The sequence below is a fragment of the Dyella sp. C9 genome (assembly GCF_003332825.1).
Lineage (GTDB): Bacteria > Pseudomonadota > Gammaproteobacteria > Xanthomonadales > Rhodanobacteraceae > Dyella.
Map to the genome: position 1 here is coordinate 149,851 of NZ_QIRF01000006.1, position 16,272 is coordinate 166,122.

The following is a 16,272-nucleotide window of genomic DNA, read 5'->3' on the forward strand; positions in this document are numbered from 1 at the left end:
CATGGTCGCGGGATCTGCGACGGCTCCGGGCGATGATGCGCGACATCCCGTGTCCACTCGGCGAAAATGCCTCCATGAGCAAAGCCGCCCCTTGCCCGACGTGAGCCATAGCATGGACCTGCCCCTGGAGGCCCCGATCGAACCGGGCCTGATGGTGATCCATGGCAACCGCATGGAAGACCTCCGCGACCTGCTGACCGCCTGGCTTGCGCGCACGCCGCTGCGCCCACTGGAAGACGAGCTGATGCTGGTACAGAGCAACGGCATCGCCCAATGGCTGAAGTGGGCACTGGCGCGGCCTGCCAGCGAAGGTGGCCTGGGCATCAGCGCGGCGATCGACGTGCAGTTGCCCGGCCGCTTCCTGTGGACCGCCTATCGCGCCGTGCTGGGCCGCGAGGCGGTGCCAACCACTTCGCCATTCGACAAGTCGCGCCTGAGCTGGCGCCTGCTGCGCCTGCTGCCTGCGCACCTGCACGAACCCGACTTTGCACCGCTGCGCGACTTCCTGCGCGACGACCCGGATGAACGAAAGCGCTTCCAACTGGCCGAGCGCGTAGCCGACCTGTTCGACCAGTACCAGGTCTATCGCGCCGACTGGCTGGCCGATTGGGAGCACGGTCACTACCGCCTGCGCGACGAACTGCGTGGCCGCGAAACGGCGTTGCCTCAGGATCAGCGCTGGCAGGCGCGGCTGTGGCAGCTGTTGCTCGATGACGTGGAAGCGGAACGCCACAACCATCGCGCCGCGGTGCACCAGGCCTTCCTCGAACGCATCGGGCAACTTGCCGTGCGCCCGGCGAGTCTTCCCCGGCGCATCGTGGTCTTCGGCATTTCCTCGCTGCCCCAGCAAACGCTGGAGGCGCTGACCGCGCTCGCGCGCTTCAGCCAGGTCATGCTGCTGGTGGCCAATCCCTGCCGGCATTACTGGGCCGACATCATCGAGGATCGCGAACTGCTGAAGGCCAGCCAACGTCGCCATGCCAGCAAGCCAGGCTCGCCGCACGAACCGCGCTACGAGGACCTGCACCTGCATGCCAACCCGCTGCTTGCCGCGTGGGGACGGCAGGGACGCGATTACATCCGCCTGCTCGACAGCTTCGATCGCCCCGAGCACTATCGCCAACGGTTTGCCGCGTGGAACCGCAGCATCGACCTGTTCGCCGATGCCGAAGGCGACGGGCTGCTGCACCAGGTGCAGCAGGCGATCCTGGAGCTGGAACCGCTGCCGTCGGAACCAGCGCAGCGCAAGCCGTGGCGCGAGCAGGATCATTCGCTGCAATTCCACGTCGCGCATGGTCCCCAGCGCGAAGTGGAGATCCTGCACGACCAGTTGCTGGCGATGTTCGAACGCGCAGAGCAACAGGGCACGCCCCTGTCGCCACGCGATGTCATCGTCATGGTGCCCGACATCCAGGCCTACGCGCCGCATGTGCAGGCCGTGTTCGGCCGGTTGCCAGCGGGCGATCCACGTCACCTGCCCTATGCCGTGGCCGACCAGCCGACGCGCGGTGCCGTGCCCCTGATGGTGGCGTTGGAGCACCTGCTGTCGCTGCCCGAATCCCGGTTCGCGGTGAGCGACCTGCTGGACCTCCTCGACGTGCCGGCACTGCGCCAGCGCTTCGGCATCGACGATGGCGGCCTGCCGACCCTGCGCCGCTGGATCGAGGGCGCCGGTATCCGCTGGGGCCTGGATGCGACGCAGAAACAGAGCCTGGAATTGCCGCCGATCGAGCAGAACAGCTGGCGTTTCGGACTGCGCCGCATGCTGCTGGGCTATGCCGTCGGCGACGGCGAAAGCTGGCAGGACATCGCACCGTACGATGAGGTGGGTGGCCTGGACGCCGCCCTGGTCGGCCCGATCACCCTGCTGCTCGACCAGTTGGAACGCTACTGGCAACGGCTGCGCCAGCCGGCGTCGCCCGACGAGTGGCATGCCCGCTTGCAAGGCCTGCTGCAGGCGTTCTTTGTCCCGGACGATGCACAGGACGGTGACCGGCTGGGCCGCCTGGGCGATGCCCTGGACGCCTGGCTCGAGGCCTGCAACGAGGCGGACTTCGCCCAGCCCGTTCCACTGGGCATCGTGCGCGAGCACTGGCTTGGCGTCATGGACGAAAGCCGGCTGTCGCAACGCTTCATGGGTGGCGCGATCAGCTTCTGCACCTTGATGCCGATGCGTGCGGTCCCGTTCCGCGTGGTTTGCCTGCTCGGCATGAACGATGGCGATTATCCACGCCAGCAGGCGCCCGCCGATTTCGACCTGATGAACCAGCCCGGGCACGCGCGCCCCGGCGACCGCTCGCGACGCGAAGACGATCGCTACCTGTTCCTGGAAGCGCTGGTCTCCGCGCGCGACGCGCTGTACATCAGTTGGGTCGGACGCAACGTGCGCGACAACAGCGTGCTGCCACCCTCCGTGCTGGTGGGACAGCTGCGCGACTACCTGGCGGCCGGTTGGCATCATGGCCAGGACGATGACGCGCCGGATGCGCTGCTCAAGGCACTGACCACTGTGCATCCGTTGCAGCCTTTCAGCCGCCGCTACTTCGACGCGGATGCCGACCGCAGGCTGTTCACCTATGCGCGTGAGTGGCGGGACGCCCACCGCACGCACCAAGTCGCCACGGTCGAAGCACTGCCACCGTGGCAACCGGATACCGCCCTGGGCATCACCCAGCTGCGCGCATTCCTGGCGCAACCGGTGCGCCATTTCTACAACCAGCGACTGAAGGTCTACTTCGGCGAGCTTGATGCGGAAGCCGACGACGACGAGCCCTTCGTGCTGGACGCGCTCGAGCAGCACATGGCGACGGCCGCCGTGGTGCAGTCCGCGGTGCGCACGGGCGACGCCGATGGCGCGGTTACCCAGGCCACCCGGCAACTTGCACGCGAAGGCCTGCTGCCACCCGGCGGCTTCGGCGAGCTGGCCCAGGAGGCACTTTCGCGCGATGGCCGCGAACTGGCCCGCGCCTGGCTCGACGCCTGCGGGCATTGGCCCCTGCTCGGCGACAAGATCGAGCTCCAGCATGCCGCCCGGGGCGTGCGGGTGGAGGACTGGCTCACCGATCTGCGCCGCGCCGGCGACGGCGGCCTGTCGCGGCTGGAGCTCGCGGGGGGCCGCCTGCTGCAGAAGAACGGCACACCACGCCACGACAAGCTGATCACCGCCTGGATCATCCATCTGCTGGCCCATGCGCAGGGCATGGTCATGACCACGCGCGTCATCGGCCTGGACGCGCGGCTGGCGTTGCACCCGATCGAAACGGCTGATGCGACGCGCTGGCTGGACGAACTGCTGGCCGCATTGCTGGCAGGCATGCAGGCGCCGTTGCCGCTGGCCCGCCGCACCGCGTTCGCCTGGCTGCAAGCCGATGACGCCGACAAGGCCGGCAAGCAGGCCCAGCTCGCCTATGAAGGCAACACGTTCGCCCGCCTTCACGGCGAGCTGGATGACGATGCCTATCTCGCGCGCGCCTGGCCCAGCTTCGAGGCACTCACCGCCGGTGGCTTCGCCGACTGGCTCCACCTCTACCAACCCCTGCTGGCGATCACCACCGTGGAAGAGCACGCATGAGCGCCAGCAGCCCCTTGCAGCCACTGCAGTTGCCGCTGCAGGACATCCAGCTGATCGAGGCCAGTGCCGGCACCGGCAAGACCTGGACCATCGCCGCGCTGTATCTGCGCCTGGTGCTTGGCCATGGCACGCCGGATGGCACACCGCTGCTGCCTGCACAGATTCTCGTGCTGACCTTCACCAAGGCCGCCACCGCTGAGCTGCGCGAGCGCATCCGCGAGCGCCTTGGCGAGGCGGCCGAGGCCCTTCGAGGCCAGCATGCACCCGACCCGTTCCTGCGCGAGCTGATCGACGCCTATCCCGGCGACGATGCGCGCGCCCGTGCCGCGCGACAGCTGGAACTGGCGGCGCAATGGATGGACGAGGCCGCCATCCACACCATCCACGCCTGGTGCCAGCGCATGCTGGCGCAGCATGCGTTCGACAGTGGCCATCCATTCGTGCAGGACACCAGCACCGACGAAAGCGAGCTGCTTGCCGAAACCGTCAGGGACTACTGGCGCAGCCATTTTTTTCCTCTCGACCGCACGGCCGCTGCGCTGGTGGCCGGCTGGTGGAAAAGTCCGGCCGAACTGCAGAAGGCGCTGCGTCCACTGCTTCGCCAGCCCTTGTCCAGCTTGCGCCTGGATGGCCGGCCGCTGCCCGAGTCCGCGCAGGCCATCGATCGCTTTCGCGACGGCGGCGCCAACGCAGGCGCAGCGGAGGACCGCGCCAGGAACAGCGGGCGCGACGGCGCCGCCGCGATCGAGGCCATGTTCGACAAGGCACTGGACGCCCGCGCACTCAACGGCCGCAAGATGCCGCGTGAGGACGTGGAGGCCCAACTCGCCAGCTTGCGCGAGTGGTCGCAAGGCGGGCCAACCGACCCGGCAATCCTCCGGCGCTACACGCCAGACTCGCTGGCCAAGGCACTCAACAAGCACGGCGAGCCATTGGTGCATCCGGCGTTCGCGGCCGTGCAGGAGTGCATCGATGCGCTGGATCGCCTGGAGCCATTGGAAGCCACGGTGCTGGCGCAGGCAACGCGATGGGTGACGCACAGGCTGGAGCAGACCAAGCTACAGCGCGCGCAGCTGGGCTTCGACGACATGCTGCGCCGGCTCGACCAGGCGCTGCACGGCGTATCCGGCGCCCGGCTCGCCGATACCATCGCCCGGCAATATCCGATCGCCCTGATCGACGAATTCCAGGATACCGACCCGTTGCAGTGGCGTATCTTCCAGACCGTATATGCCGGCCGCACACGTACCGGACTGCTGCTGATCGGCGATCCCAAGCAAGCCATCTATGGCTTCCGTGGCGCGGACATCCATACCTATCTGCAGGCACGCGGACAGGCTCGCCAGCCGACCTGGACACTGGATACCAACTACCGCTCCACCGAGGCGCTGGTCGGCGTCGTCAATCGCGTATTCGAATTTGCCGACGAACATGCCGAAGGGGCCTTCGCGTTCGGTCGCGATGCGTTGCCGTTTCATCGGGTGACGGCGCGCGGCCGCGCGGAGCAGCTGGTGCTCGATGGCGAGCCGCTGCCGCCGATGCAGCTGGCCGTCGAATTGGCCGACGAAGCCATCAGCAGCTCGGCCTACACGAACCTGATGGCCGAACACGCCGCGGCGTGGCTGGTACAGCTGCTGACGGCCGCCCAGGAGGGGCGCTGCGGCTTTCTTTCGACGGACGGCACGCTGTCCCCGCTGCGGGCGGGCGATATCGCGGTACTGGTGCGCAGCGGCACGGAGGCGGCCAGGGTGCGCCAGGAAATGCAGCGTCGGGGCCTCAAGAGCGTCTACCTGTCCGACCGCGACTCGGTCTATGCCTCGCCCGAAGCCGCCGACCTGCTGCGCTGGCTGGAAGCCTGCGCGATGCCCGGCTCCGACCGCGCGATGCGCGCAGCGCTTGCCACGCCGACGCTGGGCCAGAGCGATGCCGAACTCGATCGGCTCAACGTCGACGAGCAGCACTGGGAATCCTGTGGCGAGCGCTTCCGCCAGCTGCACGAGACCTGGCGACGCCATGGCGTGCTGGCCATGCTGCACGACCTGCTGCACGCCTTCGACCTGCCGGCCCGCCTGTTGGCGCGACCGGATGGCGAGCGCGCGCTGACCAACCTGCTGCATCTGGCCGAGCTGTTGCAGCATGCGGCCACCACGCTGGATGGCGAGCATGCGCTCATTCGCTACCTGTCCACGCAGATGGCTTCGGCCGGCGATCCCCTGTCGGAAACCGCCGACGAGCAGATCGTGCGCCTGGAGAGCGAGGCCGCGCTCATCAAGGTGATCACCATCCACAAGTCCAAGGGCCTGGAATACCCGCTGGTGCTGCTGCCCTTCGTGTGCAGCGCACGCGAGGTCAAGGCCGGTGACAGCTTCGTCTGGCACGACAGGCACGGCGAGGCCCATATGGACCTGCGCGCAGACGACGCTGCCCGACTGCTTGCCGACCGTGAACGCCTGCAGGAAGACCTGCGCTTGCTGTACGTGGCGCTCACCCGCGCCCGCCACGCGTGCTGGCTCGGCGTGGCCTGCTACAAGGTGGGTACGAGCAAGACGCCGTCGCTGCACAAATCTGCGTTCGGCTATGTACTTTCCGGTGGCGAGGTGATCCAGCCGGACCAGCTCGTGCCGCGACTCCAAGCCTTGCGCGATGGACACGCCGGCATGCGCATCCAGCCGTTGGCGCCTGCCGAGCGGCAGATCTTCCGCGAGCGTGCGGAAGGCGTGACCGCGCTGTGGGACGCTCGCCGTTACCAGGGTTCGCCGCAGTCCCGCTGGTGGGTGGCCAGCTACAGCTCGCTCAAGCTGGCCGAGGACGCGCTGCCTGCGCCCGCGCCGGAAACCGCCGCACAGGACCTGCTGATCGAGCTGGTCAGCGAACAGGCGAACGAAGGCCAGCTCGCCATCCCGGCGACGGACGGCATGCACGCCTTTCCCGCAGGCGCAGAGGCGGGCACCTTCCTGCACGATCTGCTGGAGTGGTCGGCGACCGAGGGCTTTGCCACCGTCGCCGCCGATCCCGGCGATCTTCAAAACGAGATCGCGCGACGCTGCCAGCGGCGCGGCTGGTCAGCCCAGATTCCGCTGCTGTCGCAGTGGATGCCGGCCCTGCTGCGCATGCCTCTGGACTTCCCCGATGGCGCCACCAGCAGCCTCGCCAATGTGGATGGCTATTACGCCGAACTCGAATTCTGGTTCGAGGCGCATCGCGTCGATACGCTGGTGCTGGATCAACTGGTCACCCGCCATACCCTGGGTGGCCGCCCGCGCCAGCCGCTGCAGGCCGAACGCATCCATGGCCTGCTCAAGGGCTTCGTCGACCTGGTCGTGGAACTTCAGGGGCGTTACTACGTGATCGACTACAAGTCGAACAAGCTCGGCCCTGACGCCAACGCCTATACCAGTGAAGCGATGCGCGACTCGATCCTGCGCGAGCGCTATGAACTGCAGTACGCGCTGTACACGCTGGCCCTGCACCGCCAGCTGCGCGCCCGCCTGCCTCACTACGACTACGAGCGCCACATGGGTGGCGTGGCCTACCTGTACCTGCGCGGGGTGGATGGCCATGGCCATGGCATCCACCGCGAGCGCCTGCCCTTCGCGCTGATCGATGCCATGGACCAGCTGTTTGCCACGGGAGGCCACGCGCATGCCGCCTGAAGCTGTCCTCGCACCAATCGAACTGGGCGCCGAATGCGGCTTGCTGCGACCGCTCGACGTGGCCTTCGCGCGCTTCCTCGCCGCGCAGGCCCCGGATGCGTCCGGCGTAGTGCCATTGCTGGGCGCGCTGGTAAGCCGCCAGCAGGCTGACGGGCACCTGTGCCTCGAACTGCATGACTGGGAACGACTCGCCGATGAAGCCACCTGGCCGCAGCCCTGGCGGGATCTCGTACACAAGGTGGCGACCGAACCCGCACGCATCACCCAGTCGATCCTGGTAGCCCTGCCAGGCGACCCTGCGCGTGCGGGCTCGCCGCTGGTGCTTGACGGCAGCCGGCTGTATCTGCGTCGTTACTGGAATCATGAGCAACGTGTCGCCCATGCCATCAGCCGTCGCCTGGCGCGTGCGACCGACGCGCCCCCACAGTTGGCCGGCCAGCTCGCACGGCTGTTTCCGCAAAACCCGGGGCACGGTCCCGACTGGCAGCGGGTGGCCTGCGCGCTGGCCGCGCGCGGCGCCTTCACGGTCATCACCGGCGGCCCCGGTACCGGCAAGACCACCACGGTCGTGCGCCTGCTCGGCCTGCTGCAGACCCTGCACCATCAGCAGGCGGCCAGGCCGCTGCGCATCCGGCTGGCTGCGCCCACCGGCAAGGCCGCCGCCCGACTGCAGGCCTCGATCAGCACGCAGGTCGCTCGACTTGACGTCGACGACGCGGTACGCAACAGCATTCCCAGCCAGGTGGACACGCTGCATCGCTTGCTTGGCGCGCGCCCCGACACCCGGCGCTTCCGCCACGACAGCGCACACCCACTGCACTTGGACGTGCTGGTGATCGATGAAGCGTCGATGATCGACCTGGAAATGATGTCCGCCGTGCTCGCTGCGCTGCCCGACGATGCCCGCCTGGTGTTGCTCGGCGACAAGGACCAGCTGTCGTCGGTGGAGGCAGGCGCCGTGCTCGGCGATCTGTGCCGCCGGGCCGAAGCCGGCCACTACAGCCCCGACACGGCGCATTGGCTTCGCGAGACCAGCGGCGACATCGTCGATGCCTGGGTTCGCGACGACGCGCAACCGTTGGACCAGCACGTGGCGATGCTTCGCCACAGTCATCGCTTCGGCGCCGACAGCGGCATCGGCCGGCTGGCGCAATCGGTGAACAGCGGCGACGCGGACCAGGTGCGAGCGCTGCTCGCCACGCCACACGCCGACGTGGCGTGGATCGACGCCTGCGCGGACGGGCCTCGCCTCGCCGAGCTCGCGCTCGATGGCGGTCATCGGCGCTTTGCCGGCCACGCACAGGCCGATAGCGCCTTGCAGGGCTACCGCCATTACCTGCAGTGGCTCCATGCGAACCGGCCGACACCGCTGGCCGGCATCGATGATTTCCACGCTTGGGCCCGTGGCGTGCTGCATGCCTTTGGCAGCTTCCAGTTGCTCTGTGCGTTGCGCCAGGGGCCCTTCGGCACCGAGGGCCTGAATCGCCAGATCGCCGGCATCCTGCAACAGGCACACCTGATCGAGGCCGATCGCGAATGGTACGAAGGCCGTCCGGTGCTGGTCACTCGCAACGATTACAACCTGGGCCTGATGAACGGCGACGTGGGGATTGCCTTGCGCGTGCCCGACGAGCACGGCGCCATGAAACTGCGCGTGGCCTTCGAAGTACCCGGATTGGGTGGAGACGACAGCACGCGCATCCGCTTCGTGCTGCCTTCGCGCCTGGGCGAGCGCGAGACTGTCTACGCCATGACGGTACACAAGTCACAGGGCTCCGAGTTCGACCACGCCGCCCTGGTCCTGCCCGACCAACCCAGTGCCGTGCTGACTCGCGAACTGCTGTATACCGGCATCACACGCGCACGGCGCCAGTTCACGCTGCTGTCGCCCTATGCGACCGTCGCCTGGAGCCTGGACAACCTCAGCCGACGGCAGTCCGGCCTGCCCTGGGCCTTTGACCGGCAGGCGCCGCGCGCGCTCCCATAGGAAGCTTCGAACAACTTCGTCTTGTCCGCCTGCCCTGCCAAGGGCGGGTAACCCGCATCGTCGCATTCCATCGTCCAAAAGGCGCGGGCTTCGCGCCTCGGCGCCCATGTGGCATTCAAGCGGCGCCCCATGCCATCGCCTGCGTCGGCATGGGTGCCATCAACCGCAGCTGCTGTCCTCGCCGAAGTTGCTCACGGCGACCCGGCCGCTACTCGCGACGCGCACCTGTTTTCCTGGCACGATCGACGAGCTCTCTCCTGCCGCAGCGGTATCGGAGCCGCTGCGGTAGCAGGCTGCGAGCACGACGTCGCCGTCGTTTCCCACCAGTTCGCCGCGTGAGTTGAAGGTGAGGATGCCGCCGTCGCCTGCCCGCATCGACACCGTCGCGGGTATCGCGGTCAGACGCAGCAATGGATGGTCGGCATCGCTGCTGTCGTAGGCAGCATGGGCGCTGCTGGCCGCATAGACCAGCCAGCCTCCATCGAAGTTGTCGCTGTCGGCGTCGCCGCAGGACTCGTCGGCAGCACCTGCATCGGGCGCGCGCGGGCAAAGCGACACGAAGGCGCGACGGGTAAGCGCCTCGCTGCGCGCGTATTGCAGGTCGGCCAGCAGGTTGTTGGCCTGCGACGTCACCTCGTTCCGGCGGATAAGGCCCATGAAGCTGGGCATGGCCGCTGCCGCCAGCACGGCCAGCACCACGATGGTGATGACCAGTTCCACAAGGGTGAAGCCACGTAGGCGGCAGCCGTGTCCCGCCGCCCGGTTGCTGGGCTCAGTCATTGCAATACATCCTGATCTGGTCTCGCGCTTCGCCGCGCGCCTGCTCGCGCTGCTCGTCGCTCAACCGGGTGGCGGTATTCACATCGGCATGGCTGAGCACCAGTGCAGGACTATCCAGGAGCTTGAGGTTGTCACGTGCCTTGCCGCACATGCGTGCGCGCTGCTCGTGCTCGGCACGCTCCAGCGCCGGTTCGCCCGCCTGCTGGTCGCGTGTCGCCTCGGCCGGCGACGGCTCGGCAGCCTCGCCCGTCGCGTGATCCTGCAGACGCAAGACCTTCGCATCGCCCACCGGCTTCTGTTCGCTGTAGTGCACGGTGCCCTGCGCATCGGTCCACTTGTAGACCTGCTGTGCCCACGCGGCCGGCGCCAGCAACAACAGCAGCAGCATCCAGCGCCGCCGGCGCCTGTTCCTGGCATGGCCCCTCATGCTCAGCCGCCCCAGCATTGCGGATCGTTCTCGGCGGTGCCCGTCGAGCGTCGTGCACCGGCCTTGGTCAGCACCAGCGACTGGCAGGCGGCATCATCATGCTGCTGCAGGCCAGCCGCGGTGGCGGTGAGGGTGAAGTCGGTCGCCGATGCGGACGACACCTCGATGACGTAGCGGCCACCATCGATGGTGGACTCGGTGGACAGCAGGTCGAGTTCGTCGGTGTAGCTGTTGTGCGAGTAGTAGTAGCGCTCCTGCTTGCCGGCCAACTCCAGCAACGCGCGCCGCGCCTCCGTGCGGTGCGCGCGCACCACGTAGCGCTGGTAGGTCGGTATGGCGATGCCCGCGAGGATCGCGATGATCAGCACCACCACCAACAGTTCGATAAGACTGAAACCCTTCTGGCGCTCCATGATGTGCTTCCTCAGTTGTCCAAAGGCTCGCGCCAGGAAATCTCGCCGCTGTTGACCCCGTTCATGGTTGGCACGTCGTAGCAGATGATGGCTCCGGTGGAGGTCTGCACGCAGACGCGAAGCTGCGAACTGCCGTTGCTGACGCTGCGCTTGAGGCTGGGCTGCGATGGCAGGCCCGCGCCGAGCGACACGGAGCGATTGATGATCATGCCCTTGGTCGTGCTGTGCGAACCGAGGAAACCTGCCAGGCCAGGATTGGGCGAGCCGGACTTGTAATCCATGCCATAAAGGAAACCTTCGCCCTGGTCGGTACAGGTGTCGGTGCCAGGCAGGTAAGTGCTGGTCAACAACACGCGATCGGACAAGGCCTGGGTGCTGACCACGCGCTCGGACGGAATCGCCTTGCCACTGGCATCGGTGGTACTGAGGTTGTAGTACCAGCCACCGGCCTTGGCCGCCAATGCCTGCAGTGCGCTGGTATCGGTCACGTCGGTACCCGCGTTCAGCACCTTGCCGTCCACGGTGATGTCGATGTTCGTGACGTCCTGCAGGCCGGAGAAGGCCGCCGTACCGCCGCCGTCGATCACCGCGGCGATCACCTGCTGCTGCTGACTGCTCATGTCGGCCTTGGTGTAGGCACGGCCGGTACCGAAGAACACCATCCGCTGCTGCCTGTCGTTGAGGCCCAGCGTGGGACGAATCGTCACCGGCTTGCCCAGGCCGGACAGCACCTGGCGCGGCAGCCACGCGGAGGGGTCGGTCGAGCCGCCGAAATCGATCGCCCACAGGCCGCCGCTGAAGGTGGTGGACGAGCCCTTGACGCTGCCGAAGTACAACGACTCGGCGATGCCGTCGAGGTTGAAGTCGGAGGCGATCAGGTCGCCCGCGAAGCTCTGCCCGCCATTGCCGGTGCCTCCGGTGTTGGTCAGGCTCTCCACCGTGGTGCCGTTGCCCCAGGTCACCGGCGTGGCATCGCGCGAAGCGAGGTTTGCCATGTCGAAGCCGCGAATGGCGAGGCCTGCGCTGGAGCTGGCGGTCCCGCCCTCCACCGTACCGACGCCACCGTTGTCGGTGGTGCCCGATCCGGTGAACAGGTAGAACTTGCTGGGATCGGGATTGCTGGTGGCTCGTGGCCGGAACATCGCCACGGCCGGCAACGACGACGTGTAGGTACTGATCACCCGCGTCAGGTCGCTGCACGAGACCAGCTTGCCACTGCAGCCGGCGCCAACCTCGGTGAGATTGGTCAACTCCGCCAGCACGCTGGGCGGCGCCTCCGGGTTGGTGACGTCGAGCACTACGTAGGCCGGGAACGAGTTCTGTACCGTAACGCCGTTGGAACTCAGCTTGGTGTCGAGACCGATGGGCCCGCCGCCGAAGCGGAACGGCACGATCAGCACGGTACCCCAGCCATCAGGATGGCACTGGGTCCTGCCACCGGCGGCACAGTCCTTGTCGGCCTTGAAGATGCGCACGTCCTGCGAAATCGCCGAACCATCCACGTAGAACATGTGCGCATAGGTGGGGTCGGCCAGCCAGCGCAGGTGCGGCAACAAATTGCCGGGCACGTAGGCCCAGACCTCGGCACCCAGCGGATGGGCGGTGAAGCCGGTATCGGCCTTGCAACCGCCATCCTTGCTGCAGGTCTTGGGCTGGGTGTTCAACTGATGCGCGGAGGCGTCATAGAAGCCGCCGTTGAAGGCGTGCAACATGCCGTCATTCGCACCGACGTAAACCATCTGGCGGCGGTTCTGATAGACCCGACGGAAACCGCTGTAGCTGCCATCGGCATACAGCAGATCGAACGCCTCGGCGGGCGTGCCTACGGCCAGCGGCGTGGAGTTGATGATGTCGCCCAGGCGATACACGCTGCCGTCCAGCGTGCGCGAGCGCCAATTGGCATCCGCCTTGCCGCTGGCGTCCACCAGCTCGGTACCGCGCACCCAGCTGACGAGGCTGGCGGCGCCATCGGCGCTGCAGGTATTGAGGAAACGGAAGTTGCCGGTAAACGCACTGCCCGTGCAGGTCCCGGTGCCGCTCAAGGCGCCGCTCGCCCAGGCAAAATCCTTCTGCTCGCCATCATCGACCTGGCCGTTATGGTTCTCGTCCACCCAGGTGAAGATGTAACGGCCGCTGCTGGCCGTGGCCGCGGCGTTGTAACTGCGCTGGGTCTGCGTCTGGTAGCCACCGGCCGACAGCAGGGATTGCGCAGACCATACCGGCTGCAATTGATCAAGCGTACTGCCCGTGCACTGCGCCGCTGGAATCGAGCCCGGCACCGTGCTGGCGTCCGTATAGGTCATGAAGCGCGACTCACCCTGGGCGTTGGTGCAGAACAGGACGATCGGGCTCTGCTTCTCGGTGCCGAGGGTGGGCACGCCGTTGACGTTGTAGCCACCCGCGCGCATGTGGCCCGCGGGATCGGTCCACATCGCGTTGAGCGAGCCGGTCCAGCTCACCTTCTGGCTGCCGCTCTTGTTCTGTTGCTGCGCCTGGTAGAGGGCCTGGTAGGTCAGGCCATCGCCACCCGCGCTGGTGGAAACCACGGCTGCCGAGGTACCCGAACCCGAACGTGCCAGGATCTTGTTGAACACATCGGCCAGGCGCTCACCCAGCAGCGCGGGGTTGCGCACCGGGAAGAAGTTGTCCGGCAGGCCGTCACCACCACCCACGGCGCGCGGCTGTCCCGTGTTGTTGTCCACGCGGTCCCAATTGGACACGGCGCATTTCGGCGGATCGCAGGGCGCGGTCGCGATCGTACCGTCGCTCTGGGCCACGTCTGAGAAACCGCCGTACTTGGCGGCATAGTACAAGGGGTTTTCCAACTGCCTGGCGCCACCGCTGCCCAGGCTGTACTTGGCCACCTTGGGCAGGTTCCAGTTCGCATCGGGGTCGACGCTCTTGGTCAACACGCTGCCGTTCTTGTCACCCGGGCGCAGCACCACGCGCTTGACGCCGTCATCGTTAGAGCCGGTGACGGTGTATCCGCTGAGCATCGCATTGCCCGCGTAGGCGGAGAGAACCTCGATGCGCACAAGCACTTCATTGGTGCCGACCGAGGGCTTGCCGTCCGAACCGCAAATGGTGGAATCGGATCGCCAGCAGATGTCATAGCCAGTGTAGGCGCTGCCGTTGGTCTTCTTGCGGCCGGTCTGCTGGTTGTCGCTGCACCTGGAACCCACGCAATACGTGAGCATCGCCACCACGTCGTTGTCGTGGTCGTTGCCCCACAGCGAATCCTCCCAGACCAGCGAGAAGCTGCCGGCGGAGGCATTGCTCTCCATGGCACGACCGTAGATGTAGTTGTTGGGCGAGATCGCCGAGGTCTTCTGCCCGATGCCCACCGCGCCAAGGTAACAGCTGCGCCAACCACTGCTGCTTGCCGTTGCCGAGCCGGAGTTGTTGGCCTGACACAGTGGGGCCAGCGTGATCGAACCGGTGCCTACCGGAATCTGGAACTTGGGCAGGTTCTCCGCCAGCGCCACCGCGTAGGTCTGCACCTTGTTCTTGTAGCTGACGCAATTGGCACCGTTGGCATCGCACACCTTGGGACGGTCCAGGCCGCCCGGTGTCTTGAGGTTCGGCCGCAGGTCGTTGGTCCACGCGCGATAGGCCAGGCCGGCAATCAGGTAGCTGCCCTCCATTGACGGGATGTCCGGGCAGATGCCGCGCACCAGGCTCAGGTCGGTGACGGCGTTGGCGGTACACAAATCCTCATAGGTGTTGATCGCCGTATTCTTCGGCGTCAGGCCCACGCGACCGACCAGGTAATTGCCGCTGATGCCTTCGGCGACACCGACTTCCTTGGTGGCCTTGGATGCCGCATCCGTACCCAATGCCGAAATGGCCGGAATCTCGTCACTGTCGAACGAGTTGAGGCCGGTGGAAAGCACGATGATGCTGCAACCGGCGCAATACGGGTTGCGCACGCTGCCCGTGGCGCTGTCGACGCCATAGGGATCCTTCCAGTCCACACTGGGCAGGCCGCTCAGGTCACCGCTGATGTTGAAGTCGCTGGTTTTGGCGCCGTCATTGGCGACGTAGCGCAGCGCCTCGGCATACATTTCCGAAAGCGGATTGCCCCAGGCACTGCAGTTCTGCGAACCGGAACCCGACGAACCCGGATTCTTCAGGCGTTTCTGGCCACTTCCCGCACTGCTGCTGGTCTCGCGGTTGAGAATGCCGTAGTCGTCGCAATCGCTCCATTTGCTGGTGTAGTTCCACTGGGTCAGCGCGATGCGGTTGAGCGTGTTGATGATGCCCTCGGTGCCGCTGGCCTGACCGCAGAACTGTCCGGTGCTCAGGTCGACCTCGTCACCGGTCGCGCAACCGGCAAAGTTGCCATTGGCATCAGCCGTGCCGTTGCCTGCGAGCTTGCCGATATTGCGACGCAGGACGCCGCCGCTACGCGGCGCGGAGAAACTGCCCGTCAGCAGGCCAAAGCGCATCTGCCCGTTCTCGCCATAGCGCTGCAGCAGGCCGACCGGCTTGTAGCTGGTGCCGTAACGCTGGCAGAACGCCTCGCGGACCGAGCTACCCGCGTCGCACACCTGCACGCGTACGGTGTATTCCTTGTCGCCCAGGCCGTCATTGGACTTCGACGCATCGTCGCGGTAGCTATTGTCCTCGTTGGCCGAACCGATGGTTTCCTTCCAGTCGCACTGGCGCGCCGCCGTGGAGGCCCATTCGCTCCAGTTGCCGCGGGCGACGCGCATCTGCGGCACGCCACCGGACGACACCGTGGCGTTGCAGAACGAAATGCCGTTGTTGCTGCTGCTCTGTGAGAACGGCGTATATTTGTCGACGTCGCTGCCGGTGTAGACCTTGGCCCAGGCATGCAAGTCGTTCGGGATGCCAGCGCGCTCCAGCACCGTGCTGCTGTCGTCGGTGCTGCGATAGCCGCCGTACAACACGTAACGCACCACATCCAGGCGGCTCATGGCCACCCAATTGAGGAAGTTGCCGCTCCACTTGCCAGCCTGTGCGCTGACGCACTGGTGCTTGCTGGCCGCACCGCTGGCCTTGAAAGTGCTGCTGCCGTAGGCGTAGCACAGATCCGGGTCGAAATAGCCTGAATAGCTGAAGTTGTTGTTGTAGGTGCTATCGATCAGGCCGTCGCCATCGAGGTCGGTGTAATCGGTATAGGCCTTGATGAAGAGCTGCTCATCACGCGACATCACCAGCATCACCAGCGGCGCCACCGCGCTGGCGTTGAGCGTGGGATAGGCGGTGTAGTTGCCGGCCGATGCCGTCTGGTTGTTGCGGTTGGTCGCGATGACGGAACCAGGGGCTGCTGCAGTCGCAGTGCTCTGTGCCCAAGCGATCGGGCCCGCCGCCAGCGTGGCCGCCATGCCCAGGCCGAAGGAAGCCAGCATCCCACGCCAGCGCGTGCGTCGTGCTGCATCCATGGCGGGCTGTCCGGAGAGGTCGTTTCTGTCCAT

The 16,272-nt window shown here is 66.6% G+C and carries 7 protein-coding genes; 3 read left to right on the forward strand and 4 right to left on the reverse strand.

Annotated elements, in window-relative coordinates:
* Nucleotides 1–112 precede the first annotated feature (112 nt).
* Genes recC through recD form a run of 3 tightly spaced genes read left to right on the forward strand, consistent with a single transcriptional unit; the run spans nucleotide 113 to nucleotide 9,211 of the window.
* Nucleotides 113–3,571, forward strand: coding sequence for an exodeoxyribonuclease V subunit gamma (gene recC, locus DVU99_RS10285; protein WP_232823545.1), 3,459 nt, complete (start codon nucleotides 113–115; stop codon nucleotides 3,569–3,571).
* Nucleotides 3,568–7,224 carry an exodeoxyribonuclease V subunit beta gene (recB, locus tag DVU99_RS10290; protein WP_114240119.1) on the forward strand — a complete coding sequence of 1,219 codons (3,657 nt, stop codon included), beginning with the start codon at nucleotides 3,568–3,570 and terminating at the stop codon, nucleotides 7,222–7,224. Before recC ends, recB begins: the two co-directional genes overlap by 4 nt.
* Nucleotides 7,214–9,211: an exodeoxyribonuclease V subunit alpha gene (recD, locus tag DVU99_RS10295; RefSeq protein WP_114240120.1), complete on the forward strand. Its 1,998-nt coding sequence runs from the start codon at nucleotides 7,214–7,216 to the stop codon at nucleotides 9,209–9,211. Before recB ends, recD begins: the two co-directional genes overlap by 11 nt.
* Nucleotides 9,212–9,370: 159 nt before the next feature.
* On the opposite strand, the gene DVU99_RS10300 is transcribed toward recD, so the two are convergent.
* From DVU99_RS10300 to DVU99_RS10315, 4 genes are read right to left on the reverse strand one after another with little or no spacing between them, the layout of a single operon-like run.
* Nucleotides 9,371–9,991, reverse strand: coding sequence for a GspH/FimT family pseudopilin (locus DVU99_RS10300; protein ID WP_114240121.1), 621 nt, complete (start codon nucleotides 9,989–9,991; stop codon nucleotides 9,371–9,373).
* A complete protein-coding gene (locus DVU99_RS10305; RefSeq protein ID WP_114240122.1) occupies nucleotides 9,984–10,379 on the reverse strand; it encodes a DUF4124 domain-containing protein in 396 nt (131 codons plus the stop codon). Before DVU99_RS10305 ends, DVU99_RS10300 begins: the two co-directional genes overlap by 8 nt.
* A 41-nt stretch (nucleotides 10,380–10,420) precedes the next feature.
* Complete coding sequence (locus DVU99_RS10310; protein ID WP_114240123.1) at nucleotides 10,421–10,831, reverse strand: type IV pilin protein; 411 nt, start codon at nucleotides 10,829–10,831, stop codon at nucleotides 10,421–10,423.
* 11 nt (nucleotides 10,832–10,842) lie between these two features.
* A complete protein-coding gene (locus DVU99_RS10315) occupies nucleotides 10,843–16,239 on the reverse strand; it encodes a pilus assembly protein (protein ID WP_157971400.1) in 5,397 nt (1,798 codons plus the stop codon).
* Nucleotides 16,240–16,272: the final 33 nt, after the last annotated feature.

Coding starts and splice junctions, on each gene's coding strand:
- recC (WP_232823545.1), top strand. CDS start 113: ATGGACCTGCCCCTGGAGGCCCCGATCGAACCGGGCCTGATGGTGATC.
- recB (WP_114240119.1), top strand. CDS start 3,568: ATGAGCGCCAGCAGCCCCTTGCAGCCACTGCAGTTGCCGCTGCAGGAC.
- recD (WP_114240120.1), top strand. CDS start 7,214: ATGCCGCCTGAAGCTGTCCTCGCACCAATCGAACTGGGCGCCGAATGC.
- DVU99_RS10300 (WP_114240121.1), bottom strand. CDS start 9,991: ATGACTGAGCCCAGCAACCGGGCGGCGGGACACGGCTGCCGCCTACGT.
- DVU99_RS10305 (WP_114240122.1), bottom strand. CDS start 10,379: ATGCTGCTGCTGTTGTTGCTGGCGCCGGCCGCGTGGGCACAGCAGGTC.
- DVU99_RS10310 (WP_114240123.1), bottom strand. CDS start 10,831: ATGGAGCGCCAGAAGGGTTTCAGTCTTATCGAACTGTTGGTGGTGGTG.
- DVU99_RS10315 (WP_157971400.1), bottom strand. CDS start 16,239: ATGGATGCAGCACGACGCACGCGCTGGCGTGGGATGCTGGCTTCCTTC.